The organism is Paenarthrobacter sp. NPDC090520 (assembly GCF_044769205.1).
Taxonomy (GTDB): Bacteria; Actinomycetota; Actinomycetes; order Actinomycetales; family Micrococcaceae; genus Arthrobacter.
Genome location: NZ_JBIVXM010000036.1, coordinates 1 through 15,651 on the forward strand (window position 1 = coordinate 1; position 15,651 = coordinate 15,651).

Genomic DNA, 15,651 nt, shown 5'->3' on the forward strand with positions numbered 1-15,651 from the left:
CCCACCCTCAACCTCGAAACCCCAGCCAACCGGCTTAACCAGCTGCTACAAGCGGCCTAACCCCCCAGCGTTGCTCCCACCCCTTGACTCCGCCGAGGTCAAAACGCGCACTAATGCGACTTAGTTGGGTTCAGATGTGCGCGGGATCCGTATTTGCGCCGCAAAGTACGACGGCGACCGTCTCACCATCGCGCGGGGCGTACACACCCGTGAGCAGTGCAGCGTAGGCAGCAGCGGCGCCGTGTTCCACCAGGATCCTGTGGCCCTCCCAGAGTTTTCGCCGGGCATCGATGATGGCGTCGTCGCTGACCAGGACGCTTTGGACACCGGTCCGTTTCGCGACGCCAAAGCCGATCTCTCCCACCCGGCGAGCGCCCAGGGAGTCCGCCGCTATGCCCGAAACCGGCACGTCCACGGGCTCCCCTTGAGTGAGCGCCGTATGCAGGGTCGGGACGGTCTCCGGTTCTACGCCAACCACGTGCGCCCGGCCTTCGGTGGCCGCCGCTATGCCGCCCATCAACCCACCGCCACCAACAGCAACGAGGATCGTGTCGACGTCGGGCAGTCCGTCCAGCAACTCAAGTCCCACGCCGCCGGCGCCGGCTACGATCTCCGGCTGGTCGTAGGCGTGGCAGTAGACGGCACCCTTCTCCCCGGCGAAAGCAACCGCCGCGGCGTAAGCCTCGGCGTACTCGGCTCCGCCTTGGATCACGCGTGCCCCAACGGCGTAGAGCTTGTGGACCTTGTTGGCCGGCGCGGACTGGGGTACGAAGACCGTGGCAGGAACACCCAGCTTGGCAGCGGCGTAGGCGTTGGCCAGGCCCGCGTTGCCGCCGGAGGCCACCACCACGCCGACCTCGGGGTCCAACTCGCCGTTCTCCCGCGCCGTGAGCAGCCGGTTGAACGCGCCGCGGGCTTTGAAGGAGCCCGTGTGCTGCATGTACTCGAGCTTGAACCAGAGCCCGCCGGGGCCTTGATGTTCCCCGGCCTCGGCCAACGGAGTGCGCCGCACCCAGCCAGCCGTCCGGGAGTATGCGGCTTCAACTTCTTCGCGCGTGACCATCCGTGAGCCCCTTTCGTCGGTTCAATCCTACGTAGGGGACCCTCCGCGGGTACCTACCGCCTCCGGGCTTTCGGTGTGAGCTCGTGTGCGCCGTAGCTGTTGTCGTCCGGGTTCACGGTGACGCCGGGCGCGACGAGTTGGTCGATCCTGTCCAGCACGTCGGTGGTGAGTTTGATATCCGCCGCAGGGAGGTAGGATTCCAACTGTTCCATGGTGCGCGGGCCAACGATTGCGGCGGTAACACCGGGGTGGTTGATCACGAACGCGATCGCCAATTCGATGAGCGTGAGCCCGGACTGCCCTGCAAGCTGGGCGAGTTCTTCCACGATGTCGAGCTTCCGCTGGTTGGCCGGTTTGGCCATGTCGAAGCGGGCGCTGGGCCGGGCACTGGATGTCGGCGTCGAAGCTGAGTCCTTCCGCCAACGCCCGGACAGCCATCCCCCAGCAAGCGGACTGTACGTCAAGGTACCCATGCCGTGGCGCTGCACCGTCGGGAGCACGTCTTCCTCGATGCCGCGGGTCAGGATCGAGTAGGGCGGTTGTTCGGTGACGAAACGCTCCAGGTTGCGTTCCCGGGATGCCCACTGCGCTTCCACGATCTGGGAGCCCGAATAGGACGACGATCCGATGTACCGGACCTTGCCCTGCCGGACCAGGTCCGTGAGCGCGCCAAGGGTTTCCTCCACGTCGGTGTCCGGGCTCGGCCGATGGACCTGGTAGAGGTCGATGTAGTCGGTGTTGAGGCGGCGCAGGGAGTTCTCCACCTCGCGGATGATCCAGCGCCGGGAACCACCCCGCTGGTTCGGATCGTCCTCATTCATCGGCATGAAGAATTTCGTGGCCAGGAAGACGTCTTCGCGGCGCCCTACCAAGGCTTGGCCCATGATCTCCTCGGATGCTCCGCCCGAGTAGACATCTGCGGTGTCCACGAAGTTGATGCCCGAGTCCAAGGCACGGTGGATGATGCGGATGGAGTCGGCCACGTCGTTGTTGCCCCACGGGCCAAACATCATCGCGCCAAGGCACAAGGGACTGAGCTGCACGCCGGTGCGGCCAAGGGAACGGTATTCCATGGGGAACCTTTCGGGTTGTAACTGGTAGTCAGGCTTCGGGGATCACCATGGCGAAACGCTCAGGACGGGCCACATCCGGGTCCGGTCCGTTGCGGACCCCGCGGTCCAAGGCGTCGATGACACCCAGCTCCGTATCGCCGAGCTCGAAGTCGAAAACATCAAAGTTTGCTGCGATCCGGTCCGCGTTGGTGGACTTGGGAATGGCCGAGCGGCCCTGCTGCAGGTGCCAGCGGATCATCACCTGGGCCGGAGTCTTTCCGTGCGCCTGCGCTATCGCAACAATCGCAGGGTCTTCCATCACGTTCCTGCGCTCCTCGCCCCACCCCGGGTAGAACGTGATGCCACCGATAGGAGACCACGCCTGGGTGAGGATGCCATGCTCGGCATTTGCCGCCTGCACGTCCGGCTGCGTGAAATAGGGGTGGAGTTCAACCTGGTTTACTGCCGGCACAATGTCCGTGGCGACGAGCAGTTCCTTCAGGTGATGCGGCATGAAGTTGCTGACGCCGATGGCCCGGACCTTGCCGTCGTCGAGCAGTTTCTCCAGCGCCTTGTACGCCGCGATCGTTTGGTCGAAGCGGTCCGGTGCCGGCTGGTGGAGGATGAACAGGTCCAGATAGTCCACGCCGAGCTTGCCCATGGCCTTGTCCCAGGCGTGGAGCGTCTGCTCGTAGCCGTAGTCGCTGACCCAGACCTTGGTCTCAATGAAGACCTCGGATCGGCCCACACCTGATGCGCGGAGCCCTTCGCCCACTTCACGTTCGTTCCCGTAGGCCGCCGCTGTGTCGATGTGCCGGTAACCGGCCGCGAGCGCCGACTGCACTGCCGCCGTCGTATCTTCCGGTGCACTTTGGAAGACGCCCAAACCAAGGGCAGGCATGGTGACTCCGTTGTTGAGTGTGAGTTCGATCGTCATGCCGTCCACGCTAGGTGCGGTGGCAGGAGCGTGGGAGTGCCCGCCATTACCCCCTTGCCTTCCCAAGTACTGGCAGTCCCTCCCTCGGTGCACCGGGGCAGCGTAGCGTTGCAGGCATGACTCACAGTGACGATGTGCGGAAGTTCCTTACCTCGCGGCGGGCCCGGATCACGCCCGAGGCCGCCGGCTTGCCGGCCTATGGCGGGAACCGCCGCGTCGCTGGGCTGCGCCGCGAGGAAGTGGCGATGCTCGCCGGGATGAGCATCGACTATTACATCCGGCTGGAGCGCGGGAACCTTTCGGGAGCTTCGGACAGCGTCCTGGAGGCGCTGGGCCGGGCTTTGCAGCTTGACGACGCCGAAACCGCCCACCTTTTCGACCTGGCGCGGGCGGCCGGAGCCGCTCCGCGAGTGCGTCGCAAGCGAAGCCCGCGCACGGTCCGGCCCAGCGTGCAGCGCGTTGTCGACGCAATTACGACGGCGCCCGCATGGGTCCGTAACGACCGCGGCGATGTCCTCGCGTCCAATGAACTCGGTGCCGCGCTTTACATGGACCTGATGGCGGAGGAAACCAAACCGCCTAACAGCGCCCGCTTCACGTTCCTGAACCCGAAGGCCAGGCAATTCTTCGCGGATTGGGAGCGCAGCGCGGACGACATCGTGGCCGTGTTGCGCTCCACGGCCGGTAAGAACCCCTACGACAAGGACCTGACTGACCTCATTGGCGAGCTCTCGACCCGCAGCGAGGAATTCCGGACCAGATGGGCCCGGCATGATGTGAAGTACCACCGGACCGGGCGCAAGCGCCTGCACCATCCGGTTGTCGGAGAGCTGGACCTGAGCTTCGAGGCGCTTGAGCTGGCCGCCGATCCGGGCCTGCGGATCAACGTGTACACCGCGGACCCGGGAACACCTTCCGAGGATGCCCTCAAGATGCTCGCCAGTTGGGTTGCCACACAGCGAGACCCGGCACCGGCCTCTGTCGAGGAAACGGGCTGAGCTTTCAGGGCCTAGGCTGGACGTGTGCCTCCCGAGTTCACCCTCCGTCCGTCCAACAGCAGCGATGCGTCCTGGATCGCGGAACTACGTGCCGTGGTGATGCGGCCCGATCTTGAACGTTTGGGGCGCTTCGACCCGGTCCGTGTCCGCGAGCGCTTCCTGAAAGCGTTCCTGCCCGAACACACCTACGTGGTCCACGTCCAGGGTGTGGATGCCGGCGTCATTGCCATTCGGCCGGAGGCGGGCGAAGTGTGGATCGAGCACTTCTACCTCTCCCCCGACCATCAGGGGCAGGGCCTGGGCGGTGCCGTCCTCCGCAAAGTCATGCGGGACTTCGCGGACCACAGGCCCTTCCGGCTCAACGTCCTGCAGGGCAGCCCGGCCCGTCGCCTCTACGAGCGCGTGGGCTTCGAGTTGGAGTCAGAGGACCCTGTTGACGTGTTCATGGTGGCGCGTTCGGCCGGCTGACCCGGGCAGGTTTCTGCGGTACGCTCAGCAAAGACCCACGCACTATCGATGCTGGCTTCCGGGGGGAACAATGGGGATTTTTGGAGTGCGCAAGGCGATCTACGCAGCAACGGCGATGGTGGCAGGGACCTCATTTGTGGCTATGGCCCCGCCGGCTGTGGCAAATCCCGCAGTGGCAAATCCGGCCGTGACGACGCCGGCCGTGGGTCCCACGGCCATCATCGACGGCGTGCCCTATGTTGGCGCCGAGCTCCGCAAGCAGTACGACTACGACTACTCCGGCTGCAAGAACCCCACAGGCACCACGCCCAACGGCTACACACTGGAATGGTTGCAGGATGGAGTGGCTTTGCCGCCCGAACGCCAGGGCGAAGTCCTGAAGCTTGTTCCGGCGGACCTCGGCCACAGGATATCGCTCAAGGTCCGCCCCTCCACGCCCGCTGAACCCAATTGCCCGGACGAAACGCGCGTCAGCCCGGACAGTGCACCGGTCAAAGCCTCGTCCCGTGCCATGGGCTGGACGGACCGCGGAAACTTCGAGCCGCTCGGAAGGACGCAGGACGGCAGGCTCATTCTCTATCCAAGGACGTACACGTACATCCCCGGCAGCTGCGAGGGCGCGTGCCCCACGTACTTCGGCGAATGGGACGAACCCCGCCAGGTGGGACAAGGCTGGGACGCGATGGGCATCGTGTTCTCGCCGGGCGACTTCGACGGAGACGGCTACAACGATCTCCTGGCCACGGACGCCACCGGCACTCTTTTCCTGTATCCCGGTGACGGGGACGGCGGCTGGCAGGAGCGCCAACAAGTGGGCCAGGGCTGGAATATCTTCGACTCGATCGTGGGCCCTGGCGACTTCGACGGAGACGGTTTCAACGATGTCCTGGCCAGGGATGCAGCCGGGGACCTCTACCTTTACCCGGGCGACGGCGATGGCGGCTGGCTGCCCAGGTCCAAGGTCGGCCAGGGCTGGCAGGTCATGGACAAGATCATCACCGGTGGTGACATGAACGGCGACGGTCCCGTGGAAGTGTTCGCACGGGACCGCGACGGGTACATCTCCATCTACCGGGCGGACGGTACTGGCGGCTGGGAATCCTCCGCGGTGGTCAGCGGCGGCTGGGGCACGTTCACCGATATCAAGGGCCTTGGAAGTTTCGGCCACCAGCGCTACAACAATCTCTTCGCAGTTAACGGGAACGGCGACCTGGTGACGTACTCCACGGGAGCGTCCACCGGGGTCCTTTGGGGACCCTATGGCCCCGTGGGCACCGGCTGGAACGTGTTCCGCGAACTCCTCTAGCTAGATCGGTTGGTTCCACACGGCGAGCTGGAGACGGACAGTCTCCGGCCCGCCGTCGAACGCCTCAGGATTCTGCTGCATCGTTCGCGGACCCTCCGCGCCGAACCCCCGTGATTCCGCAAAGAAACGGACGCGGCGAAGGAATGATCCAGCAAAATCCATCCACGTGCGCACCATCAGACGCTCAGGGACTCACTCGAACGCACGGGCGTTTCCAACCCCAGGTTCTCGCGGAGCGTGGTGCCACGGTACTCGGTGGGGTACACGCCGCGTTCCTGGAGCTCGGGAACCAGGTGGTTCACAATGTCATCCAGGCCCGTGGGGATGAGCCACGGGGAGATGTTGAAGCCATCCACGGCTCCAACGCGTGCGTATTCCGCGAGGTGGTCGGCCACGGCGTTGTAGGAACCGGTGAAGGTGGCGTCGATCCGCGCAGTCTTCGAGGTGACGAATTCCCGGATGGACAAGCCCTTGTCCTTGGCCTCCGCGCGCCATTGGTCGGCAAGCTGGCGGGCCTTGGCTCCGTGGAAGCCGCTGCCGCGCGTCTCGGAGGTCTCTTCCACCACGGGGTCGATCTCCGGCAGGGGACCATCCGGATCATACGAGGAGAGCTCACGACCCCAGAATTGTTCCAGATAGGCAATGGCCTGCTGCGGACCGATCTGCAGGCTCCGGACCCAGGCCTTCTTTTCCTGCGCTTCCTGGTCAGTGGCAGCAAGGATGAACTCGCTGGCCGGCATGATCTGCACCGCGTTGGCTCCTCGTCCGGCAGCAACGGAGCGGGCCACGATGTCGCGGCGGAACTCCACTGCGTCGTCGAACTTGGGGTGGGCGGAGAAGATGACGTCCGACTGGCGGGCTGCGAAGTCGCGGCCTTCCGGTGAATCGCCGGCTTGGAAGAGCACAGGACGGTACTGGGCGCTGCGAGGCAAGCGCGGCGTGACGTCCACGGTGTAGTGCTGGCCCTCGTGGAGCACCCGGCGGGCGGGTCCGGAGGCTGTTTCCCACGAATCCCAAATGCGCTTGGCTGTCTCCACGAAAGCCTCCGCGTGCTTGTAGCGGTCCGCATGGTCGAGGTACCCGCCACGGCGGAAGTTGGCTCCCGTCCAGGCGTTGTCCGTGGTGACGATGTTCCACGCGGCGCGGCCGCCGGAGATGAGGTCCAGCGAGGCCAACCGGTGGGCCAGGTCAGCGGGGTCGTTGTAGGTGGTGTTCTGCGTCGCCACCAGGCCGATGTTCTTGGTGACCGACGCCAGCGCTGCGAGCATGGTCTGCGCGTCCGGACGGCCCACCACGTCAAGGGCGTGCGGACGTCCCAAGTGTTCGCGGAGGCGAAGGCCCTCCCCCAGGAAGAACGCCGCGAACTTGCCGCGTTCTGCGGTCTGGACAATCCTGCGGAAGGACTCGAAGTCCGTCTGCGAACCGGACTCCGCGGCTTTCCAGATGGTGCCGGAGTTGACGCCCTGGAAGAAGATGCCGAACTGGATCTGCCCGCTCGGCTGGAAAATGTCGCGTGTCATGGGGTTACCTTTACTTTCCGGCAGTCGAGTAGCGGTTGTCGGCATGTTCCAGTCCGAGGAGCCCGCGGAAGGTGGAGTCCAGGACTGGCGGCCGCAACGATCCGCGGCGGCGCAGCTCAGGCAGGACCAGCCTGGACAGCTCATCGAGTTCCAGCGCCAGGTCACCGGGGTGCAGCCGGACGCCGTCGGCCTCCTGCAAAAGGGCGTCGAGATAGTCGGTGAGCTCCGCAGCCGAGCCGGCAAAACGCGCGTGGTCGCCCTCCGGGACCACGCGACGCGCGGCAGGCTCGCCGCGCGAGTCGAGGACGACGTCGAGCTCCGCCACCACCGCAACGGACGCACCCAGCCGGGCACGGACATCCCGGACCTCGGCCACCAGCAGCTCGGGGGTGGGCGCCGTGACCAGCACGGCGTCAACAGCCTCAACTGGAACAGATCCTTCGCCCACCAACGACGCGGAGGCCAGCACGGGAAGCTGCCCCTGCAGTGGCCTCGGAATGATCGACGGCCCCTTCACGGAGTAGGACGTGCCGGCAAAGCCCTCCGGAGTTTCGAAGTCCACATAATGCAGCTTGTCCACGTCGATGTACCGGCCAGTGGCGACATCCCGGATCACGGCGTCGTCTTCCCAGGAATCCCAGAGGCGGCGGCCAACCTCGATCGAGGCGGCGGCCTCCTGGCCGAGCGCGTCGCCGCTCACGAAAGAACGTCCGACGGCGGCAGCAGCCTCCGGCGATTCGGCTGCGGTAGCGATCCAGCCGGCACGGCCACCGGACACGTAATCCAGGCTGGCGAGCTGCGTGGAGACGTGGAACGGCTCGGTGTACACGGTGTCCACCTCGGGAACCAGCGCGATGGACCGGGTGACGGGACCGGCGAAGGCCGCACGCTGCAGGGCGTTGGCTCTGCCGGCTTCCGGGGCATCGGCAAAGGTGGCGATGTGGAATCCGGCGGACTCGGCTGCGAGGACGGCTTCGGCGAGGCCGTTGAAGGCTCCGCCGTCCCACCCGGCACCATCAAGTTCGATGGCCAGGAATCCGGCGTTGTTGTTGGTGCTCACTTCTGGTCCTGACGTTCGTAGGGAATCTTTTCGCCTGCTTCAATCGCTACCGGCAGCCGGTTTTCGGCCGGCGGGAGCGGGCAGGTGGCGAGGTCGGTGTAGGCGCACGGCAGGTTCACGGCCCGGTTGAAATCCAGCGTGACGGTGCCGTCAGTCGCCGGGGTCACGGACAGCGAGCGGTTGGCGGCGTACGTGGTCTTGCCGGAGGTTTGGTCGGTGAAGAGCACGGACAGGGAGCCTGGCGCGTAGCCGTTGAATGCGGTCAGGGTCAGTTCCTGGCCGGCGAGCTTGAAGCGGATCTCACCGGGCGCCTCGTACACATGCTGGATACCTTCGACTGCGGCGCCAACCGTGGTGGACCGCGGCTCATCGAACGGCACGAACGTTCCGGCCACTGCGAAGGCGGCGTTGGGCGTATACGTGGGTGTGCCTTGGTAGTCCTGCAACAGTGCATTCGCTGGGTTGCGGGGACGGACAATGTATTCGCCGCCGCGCTTGGCCACCTCAATGACGGAGTCGCCGGACACCAGGTTGATGCCGCCGCGTTCCTCGATGGGTCCGAGCTGGACGCTCCCGCCCAGTTCCGTCCCGTCCTGCAGCAGGCTTTCGCCGGGCTCCAGGACAACACGCACGACGTCGGCCTCCGCGCTCCAGGTTCCCGGCGCACCTTCCAGCCGGGTCGGCGCAGCCGTCAGCCAGTGGAGGTGGGTGACGGCGAGGAAGCCGTGCGGGTGGGCGCGGTGGCGTTCGTGGGCTGCATGCCACTCCTGCCATTCGGCATCGAAGGTCTCGAGGGCGGATTCAGTGTGCGTAGACATGGGCGGTGTCGCTCCTGTTCAAAGCGTGGTCTGCGGTGACGGTTGCTGCGGCATCCGGTTCGGTGGCCCCGGCAAACTCCGGTCGGCCGGCGAACGGATCCCCGGACTCCCACAAAGTGGTGGGGGCTGCGGCACGAACGGCCGGGATGACGTCCGTGGCGAAGCGCTCCAGGATCTCGAGCTGCTTTTCGAAAGGAAGCGTGGTGGGCAAGGAAATCGATTGGAGATCATGCCCATACAGCGAGTGGTAGCTCAGGATCTTGTCGATCACCTGCTCCGGGCTGCCCACCAAGGCCGGTCCTTCTGCCACGGCATGGTCGATGTCGCGGAAGGGCGAGTTGTTGCCGGGCACGTTGCGGCCCGCCGTCAATCCTTCGTAAACCGGACCGTACTGGCGCTTCGCTTCCTGCGTGGTGTCCGCGATGAACACCCCGCCGGCCCCGCTGCCCGAGCCAAGATATTGGTGGCGGGGATCGTGTCCGTGGCGCTCGTATTCTTCGCGGTAGTGGTCGATCAGGACCTTGTAGTTCTCCCGCGGCTGGATGGCGTTGGCCGTGAACAGCGGATCACCCCACTTGGCGGCGAGCGCAGCGGACGTCAGGGTTGTAGCCGAGCCGTGCCAAATCCGCGGCGACCCCGCGAAGGGGCGGGGCGTCGTCGTGGTCGGTTCGGTCAGCGCGGGCCGGAACCTGCCGGACCAGGTGACGCTTTCCTTCCGCCACAATGCGCGCAGCAGGGCGTACTTTTCCGCGAGGAGTTCCCACTGGTCATCCAACGAGAGTCCGAACAGCGGGTATTGCAGCACCTCGTTGCCCTTGCCGATCACCAGTTCCAAGCGGCCACGGCTGAGTTGGTCGATCGTGGCATAGTCCTCGGCTACCCGCACCGGATCCAGCACAGAGAGCACGGTGACACCGGTCTGGAGGCGGATGCGCGTGGTGACCGCCGCGATGCCGGCGAGGACCGTCGTCGGGGATGACGAGACGAACTCGCCCGCATGGCGTTCCCCCACGGAGAAGCTGTCGAATCCGAGTTCCTCAGCTCGGCGGGCTGTTTCCACTACTTGGTTGAGCCGATCAGCGGTGGAAACGATCTCCCCCGTCACCGGGTTTTTCAGGTGGGGGATGATGTCCAGGACCTGGAACTTCATTTGCCGGTTCCAAACGTTGCTTCCGTGACGGTCTTCGATTCCGGCACGGCTTCCTCGGAGAGGCCCCAGCGCTCAAGGACCTTGGCGTAGGAGCCGTCCTTGATGGTGGAGTTCAGGGCATCGGTGATGGCCGGGGCCAGGCCGTTGCCCTTCAGCGTGGTGGCGGCAACGAGGGTCTCGGAGGGCCAGCCCGCGTTGACCTTGCCAACCACTTTGAGGTCGTCGCGGGTGTTTTCCCGGTAGGTCACGGACGGGTAGGGAGCCAGGTTGAGGTCCGTCCGACCGGAGGAGAGCGCCAGGATGGTGTCGGCGTCGGAGGAGTAGTACTGCAGGGTGGCCGGGGCCTTGCCCTTCGCTTCCAGCTCCTTGTTCCACGCCAGGAGGATCTTCTCCTGGTTGGTGCCCGAGCCCACGGAAATCTTCAGGCCGGAAATGTCGTCCGAGCCCTTGATGTCATAGGTGGAGCTCTTCTTGGCCTCGAAGCCCATGAAGGCCGCGCGGTACGTGGAGAAATCGAACAGCTTGACGCGCGCAGCGTTGATGCCCACGTTGGAGAATACTGCCTCGAAGTCCCCGGACTGGGTCTTCAGTGGCCAGTTCTCCCAAGACGTCACCTGAAGGTCCAGCTCGAGTCCCAGTTTGTCCGCAACCAACTGCGCGATGTCCACCTCCACGCCGATGGGGGTCTTGTCATCCGTGGCGTGGAAGGACAGCGGGATGGCGCCGGCCGTGGTGGCGACGGTCAGTTTGCCGTCCTTGGAGATGGCTGCCGGAACCTTGGCGGTGGCGGCTGCGTCCTTCTCCACGCGGATGCGGTTCTGGTCCACGGAGGTGTTGTAAACAACGCCGTTCCTGGCGGCTTCCGATTCGGGCTTTGCAGCCGATGCGCCAGGATCGGAGCATCCGGCGAGCGCAGGAAGGACGACGGCGGGAAGCACCGCGAGTGCCAGGAGCCTGCCTTTAACGGTGCGCAGTTTTGTTTCATTGGCGGCGAAGCCGTGGGTGATGCGAAGCATGGGGATTCCTAGATGTTAAAGGCTGGTTCGATGACTTTGGAGAAGAAGCTGCGGGTGCGTTCCTCGCGGGGATTGCTGAAGATGTCCTGGGGTGTGCCGGACTCCACAATCTGGCCTTGGTCCATGAACACCACGGTGTCTGCCACGTCCCGGGCAAAGCCCATCTCGTGGGTGACGATGATCAGCGTGGTACCGGATTTTGCGAGTTCGCGGATGACGTCCAGGACTTCGTTGACGAGTTCCGGGTCCAAGGCGGAGGTGGGCTCGTCGAAGAGCAGGATCTTGGGGTCCAATGCGAGCGCCCGGGCGATCGCCACCCGTTGCTGCTGGCCGCCGGACAGCTGGCGGGGGTAGGCATCGGCCCGGTCCTTCAGGCCCACGCGGTCCAGCAGTTCCAGGCCGCGCTTGCGGGCCTCTGCCTTGGAACGCCCTTGGGCCACGATGGGCGCCTCCGTGACGTTCTCCAAGGCCGTGAGGTGCGGGAACAAGTTGAAGTTCTGGAACACCATCCCAATGTGCGTGCGCTGCTTGAGGATGTCCTTCTCACGCAATTCGTGGAGCTTATTGCCACGAACCTGGTAGCCCACCAGTTCACCGTCGATGGTGATGAAGCCGCCGTCCACCTTTTCCAGGTGGTTGATGGTGCGAAGGAGCGTGGACTTGCCCGAGCCGGACGGTCCAACGATCACGGCCACGCCACCTGGCGGGACGGACAGCGAGACACCTTTGAGGACCTCCGTGGTGCCGAAAGACTTGCGGACATTGGTGATGTCCACCTGGCCTTTGGTGGCCACAGCGGCAGCCGGAGTGGACGCGGAAGGCTGTTCCGACGTCGTGCGTTCCTGCGGTTCCGGGGCCGGTGCTCCTGAACCACCCGACGCGAGGTGGGCTTCTTCGAGGTGGGCGGCCGCGGCCGCTTCGGAGGAGGAGAAGACGGTGGTCATCGTGGTTCCTTCCCGGAGTTGACGGGGGCGTGGGCGGCGAAGAACTTGCGGGCTTTTTGCAACGGAGTGAGCGGGAGCGTGCGGAGGGCGCCCTTGGAGAAGTGGCGTTCAATGTAGTACTGGAAGACGCTCAGCACCGAGGTGATCACGACGTACCAGAGCGTGGCCACCAGGAGGAGCGGGAGCACCTGCTGGGTCCGGTTGTAGATGACCTGCACTGTGTAGAACAGCTCGGAGTAGGCCAGGACGTACACAATCGAGGTCCCCTTGACCAGGCCGATGATCTCGTTGAAGGCGTTGGGCAGGATGGCCCGCATGGCCTGCGGCAGCACGATCCTGGTGGAGCGCTTCCACGCCGGGATACCCAAGGCCGCAGCCGCTTCAAGCTGGCCCTGGTCCACGGAAAGGATGCCGCCACGGATGATTTCCGCGGAGTACGCGGCCTGGTTCAGGGTAAGGCCCAGGACGGCGGCAGCGAACTGGCTGATGAGGGTGGTGGTCTGGGCCTCGAAGAACCTGACGTCCGTGAACGGGATGCCCAGGCTGATCTTCTCGTACAGGTAGCCGAGGTTGTACCAAAGGAGCAGCTGGACCAGCAGCGGGGTGGAACGGAAGATCCAGGAGAAGGTCCAGGACACCGAGACCAGCAGCGGCGATGCCGAGAGGCGCATGAGGGCCAGGATGAATCCGAGGACAAAGCCGAGGACGCCGGAGATCGCGGTCAGCTTCAGCGTCTCCACCAAACCGGCCACCACGGACTGCGCAGTGAACCATTGCGCCACCACGCCCCACTCCCAGCGCGGGTTGGTCACCAGGGACCATACGATGGCCGCCACGCCGATGGCCACGATGACCGTGCCCACCCAGCGCCACGGATGCTTCGCGGGAACCAGTTTGTAGTCGGAGTAGTCGGCGGTGGGCGGTGCGGATTCCGCCGTGGCAGGCGGTGCGATTGCACTCATGCGCCACCTCATTTCGGTTGGGGGTTGTCTATCGGATTTCTGCAAATCTAGGGGTGCCCGGAACGGCCAGCAAGGCGGGAATTTGCACTTCTTCACGAGCCTTCTTGCGGCTTCAAAAGGCTTCTTCCGACGTCATAAACGCAATTCACACAACGCCATATGCGTCATTTGTTTTTCGTCATTTAACGCGCAATGACGCGTCGTGAACGGCGGTTACCAGTGCCTCGACCGGGGTGGCGGGGGCTCCCTACATTGGGCATACCAACCCCCGCAGTACAGGAGATGTCCCATGCCGTCACGAGTTCCCGCAATCGTCTTCATTGGCGGCGGTCCGCGCACGGCCGGTGTCCTGGAGCGGCTGGCCGCAAGCCGCCCCGCACTCTTCGACGGTCCGCTGCAGATCCACGTCGTGGAGCCGCACCAGCCGGGTTCCGGCCGGATCTGGCGTTACGACCAAGGTCCCGGCCTGCTCATGAACTCCACCGCCGCGGACGTCACAATGTTCACGGATGCCTCGGTGGCCTGCGATGGCCCGGCCTTGGACGGTCCCGCCCTGGCCACCTGGGCCGCCGGCGTGCTCGATGGCAGCATCACCGACGTCCCGCTGTTTGAACCGCACATCCTGGACCAACTCCGGGCCCTGACGCCGGCTTCGTTTCCCACCCGGCAACTGCAGAGCAAATACCTTGAGTGGTTCTTCCGCCGTGCCGTCAGCTCACTCGGACCGGACGTGACCGTCACGGTGCATCGCGACACGGCCACCGGCGTTTCGCCTTCCTCCCGTGGCGCGTCCTCCGGAGGCGCGTCCTCCGGAGGCGACCACGACGCCGGTGCGCACCGCGTGCGGCTGGCCTCCGGAGCCGAGGTGGCTGCCGACGTCGTGGTTTACGCCCTGGGCCACACCGATTCGCAGGCGGAGCCCGAGTCGGCGCGGCTGAGCGCGTTTGCCGCCGAGAACGGCGGGTTCCATGCGCCGCCGTCGTACACCACGGACGTGGACTACTCCCCCATCGCTGCGGGGCAGGATGTGATCGTCTCCGGGATGGGCCTGGCGTTCGTGGACCTGATGGTGCTGCTGTTCGAGGGCCGCGGCGGCCGCTTCGAAGAACGGCCCGACGGCGGACTCGACTATGTGCCTTCCGGCGCCGAACCCCGGCTTTGGGCGGGCTCCCGGCGCGGCGTTCCGTTCCATTCCAAGATCTCCTCCGCGCTGCGCACTCCCGTGGAACGGCCGCGATACTTCACCGCCGACGCGATCGATGCCCTGCTGGCAGAGCACCAGGAACTCGACTTCCGCGCCCACCTTTGGCCGCTGATCGCCAAGGACGCCGGGTACGCGTATTATCGCGAGTTGTTCACCGGCTACCCGGAGCGGGTCCTGGGCACGTGGGCGAGCTTTGAGGCCCGCTTCGACGCCTTGGACTGGTACAGCTCCGAGCGGGAGGAACTCGCGGCGTTCGCCGTGCCCGACCGTGCGCTGCGGCTGGACCTGGAGGCAGTGGACCACCCACTGAGCGGCTGCGCGTTCGACTCCCACGAAGCCGTGCAGCGCTCGGTGGCCGCCTACATCCAGCGCGACCTTGATCTCCGCACCAGCGACGACCACTCAGAGACCCTGGCGCTCTTCATGGCGTTGCTGTTCGTGTACATGGACCTGGGCCGGCTGGTGCCGCAGGAACGGCTCAACGCCCGCTCGCAGCAAGCCATCCACGGTTGGTGGCACGGCTTCTTCAGCTTCGTGGACTCGGGGCCACCCGCCCACCGCCTCCGCGAAATGCTCGCGCTGCACCGCGCCGGCTTCCTCAAGTTCCTGGGCCCGGGCATGTGGGTCCGTGCCGACGATGCCACGGGCCGCTTTGTGGCGGGCTCCTTCCAGTCGCCGGTGGTGGTTGACGCCTCTGCCTACATCGAGGCCCGCTTGCCTGCCGCGTCCGTGGAACGTTCCGCGAATCCCGCCTTGCTGGACCTGCACGACGCCGGACTGGGCACCGAACAGCGGCTGCTCACCTCAGACGGCCCGCATTCCACCGGAAAACTCCTGGTCTCCGGGAATCACGAGGTCCTTTCCCCTGTTGGAACATCTCAGAAGGGGTTGTTCGCCGTGGGTCCGTGGACGTCCGGATGGGGCGCGGGTGCGTTTGCCCGTCCCAACACCAACGCCGCACCGTTCCGCGAAAACGACGCCCTGGCCCGCCGGATCCTGGAGACGCTCAGGGCCCCGGTCCCAGCCCCCCAGCCCAACTAGGTCGCAGTTGTGGGGGGGGGGGGGGGGGGTGACCCCCCCCCCCCCCCCCCACGAGGGGGGGCGACCAACCCAGACTGAACAAAACACCAACGCCCAACCACCCGCCCGCGCG

At 65.5% G+C, this 15,651-nt stretch carries 14 protein-coding genes; 4 read left to right on the forward strand and 10 right to left on the reverse strand.

Annotated elements, in window-relative coordinates:
* Positions 1–130: 130 nt before the first annotated feature.
* The 3 genes from ACIQTZ_RS23325 to ACIQTZ_RS23335 are packed head-to-tail and all read right to left on the reverse strand — an operon-like array spanning position 131 to position 3,052.
* Positions 131–1,063 carry a threonine/serine dehydratase gene (locus ACIQTZ_RS23325; RefSeq protein ID WP_402984630.1) on the reverse strand — a complete coding sequence of 311 codons (933 nt, stop codon included), beginning with the start codon at positions 1,061–1,063 and terminating at the stop codon, positions 131–133.
* A 53-nt stretch (positions 1,064–1,116) separates the two neighbouring features.
* The gene (locus ACIQTZ_RS23330; protein ID WP_402984632.1) at positions 1,117–2,136 is read right to left on the reverse strand and encodes an aldo/keto reductase; all 1,020 of its coding nucleotides are present in this window, start codon (positions 2,134–2,136) and stop codon (positions 1,117–1,119) included.
* 28 nt (positions 2,137–2,164) lie between these two features.
* On the reverse strand, positions 2,165–3,052 hold the full coding sequence (locus ACIQTZ_RS23335; protein ID WP_402984634.1) for an aldo/keto reductase: 888 nt from the start codon (positions 3,050–3,052) through the stop codon (positions 2,165–2,167).
* A 116-nt stretch (positions 3,053–3,168) separates the two neighbouring features.
* On the opposite strand from ACIQTZ_RS23335, the gene ACIQTZ_RS23340 reads away from it, so the two are divergent.
* The 3 genes from ACIQTZ_RS23340 to ACIQTZ_RS23350 all read left to right on the forward strand — a co-directional run bounded on the left by ACIQTZ_RS23340 (position 3,169) and on the right by ACIQTZ_RS23350 (position 5,824).
* Entirely contained in the window at positions 3,169–4,050 is an 882-nt protein-coding gene (locus ACIQTZ_RS23340) for a helix-turn-helix transcriptional regulator (RefSeq protein WP_402951341.1), read from the forward strand.
* Between the two features lie 24 nt (positions 4,051–4,074).
* Positions 4,075–4,518, forward strand: a complete 444-nt coding sequence (locus ACIQTZ_RS23345) for a GNAT family N-acetyltransferase (protein WP_402984635.1) — start codon at positions 4,075–4,077, stop codon at positions 4,516–4,518.
* 70 nt (positions 4,519–4,588) lie between these two features.
* On the forward strand, positions 4,589–5,824 hold the full coding sequence (locus ACIQTZ_RS23350) for an FG-GAP repeat domain-containing protein (protein WP_402984636.1): 1,236 nt from the start codon (positions 4,589–4,591) through the stop codon (positions 5,822–5,824).
* Positions 5,825–6,000: 176 nt separating this feature from the next.
* Here the strand turns inward: ACIQTZ_RS23350 and ACIQTZ_RS23355 are convergent, their stop codons facing one another.
* The 7 genes from ACIQTZ_RS23355 to ACIQTZ_RS23385 are packed head-to-tail and all read right to left on the reverse strand — an operon-like array spanning position 6,001 to position 13,294.
* Positions 6,001–7,344 carry an NtaA/DmoA family FMN-dependent monooxygenase gene (locus ACIQTZ_RS23355; RefSeq protein WP_402984637.1) on the reverse strand — a complete coding sequence of 448 codons (1,344 nt, stop codon included), beginning with the start codon at positions 7,342–7,344 and terminating at the stop codon, positions 6,001–6,003.
* Positions 7,345–7,354: 10 nt separating this feature from the next.
* The gene (locus tag ACIQTZ_RS23360) at positions 7,355–8,404 is read right to left on the reverse strand and encodes an LLM class flavin-dependent oxidoreductase (RefSeq protein ID WP_402984639.1); all 1,050 of its coding nucleotides are present in this window, start codon (positions 8,402–8,404) and stop codon (positions 7,355–7,357) included.
* The gene (locus ACIQTZ_RS23365) at positions 8,401–9,222 is read right to left on the reverse strand and encodes a DUF1684 domain-containing protein (protein WP_402984642.1); all 822 of its coding nucleotides are present in this window, start codon (positions 9,220–9,222) and stop codon (positions 8,401–8,403) included. Before ACIQTZ_RS23365 ends, ACIQTZ_RS23360 begins: the two co-directional genes overlap by 4 nt.
* Positions 9,206–10,372 (reverse strand): LLM class flavin-dependent oxidoreductase, encoded by a 1,167-nt coding sequence (locus tag ACIQTZ_RS23370; protein ID WP_400337738.1) that lies wholly within the window; start codon positions 10,370–10,372, stop codon positions 9,206–9,208. Before ACIQTZ_RS23370 ends, ACIQTZ_RS23365 begins: the two co-directional genes overlap by 17 nt.
* On the reverse strand, positions 10,369–11,388 hold the full coding sequence (locus tag ACIQTZ_RS23375; RefSeq protein WP_402984645.1) for an ABC transporter substrate-binding protein: 1,020 nt from the start codon (positions 11,386–11,388) through the stop codon (positions 10,369–10,371). The genes ACIQTZ_RS23370 and ACIQTZ_RS23375 overlap by 4 nt, the downstream gene beginning before the upstream one ends.
* 8 nt (positions 11,389–11,396) lie before the next feature.
* Positions 11,397–12,332 carry an amino acid ABC transporter ATP-binding protein gene (locus ACIQTZ_RS23380; protein WP_402984647.1) on the reverse strand — a complete coding sequence of 312 codons (936 nt, stop codon included), beginning with the start codon at positions 12,330–12,332 and terminating at the stop codon, positions 11,397–11,399.
* Positions 12,329–13,294: an amino acid ABC transporter permease gene (locus ACIQTZ_RS23385; protein ID WP_397326280.1), complete on the reverse strand. Its 966-nt coding sequence runs from the start codon at positions 13,292–13,294 to the stop codon at positions 12,329–12,331. Before ACIQTZ_RS23385 ends, ACIQTZ_RS23380 begins: the two co-directional genes overlap by 4 nt.
* 289 nt (positions 13,295–13,583) lie before the next feature.
* Between ACIQTZ_RS23385 and ACIQTZ_RS23390 the strand changes: the two genes are divergently transcribed.
* Positions 13,584–15,539 carry an FAD/NAD(P)-binding protein gene (locus tag ACIQTZ_RS23390; RefSeq protein ID WP_402984650.1) on the forward strand — a complete coding sequence of 652 codons (1,956 nt, stop codon included), beginning with the start codon at positions 13,584–13,586 and terminating at the stop codon, positions 15,537–15,539.
* Positions 15,540–15,651 lie beyond the last annotated feature (112 nt).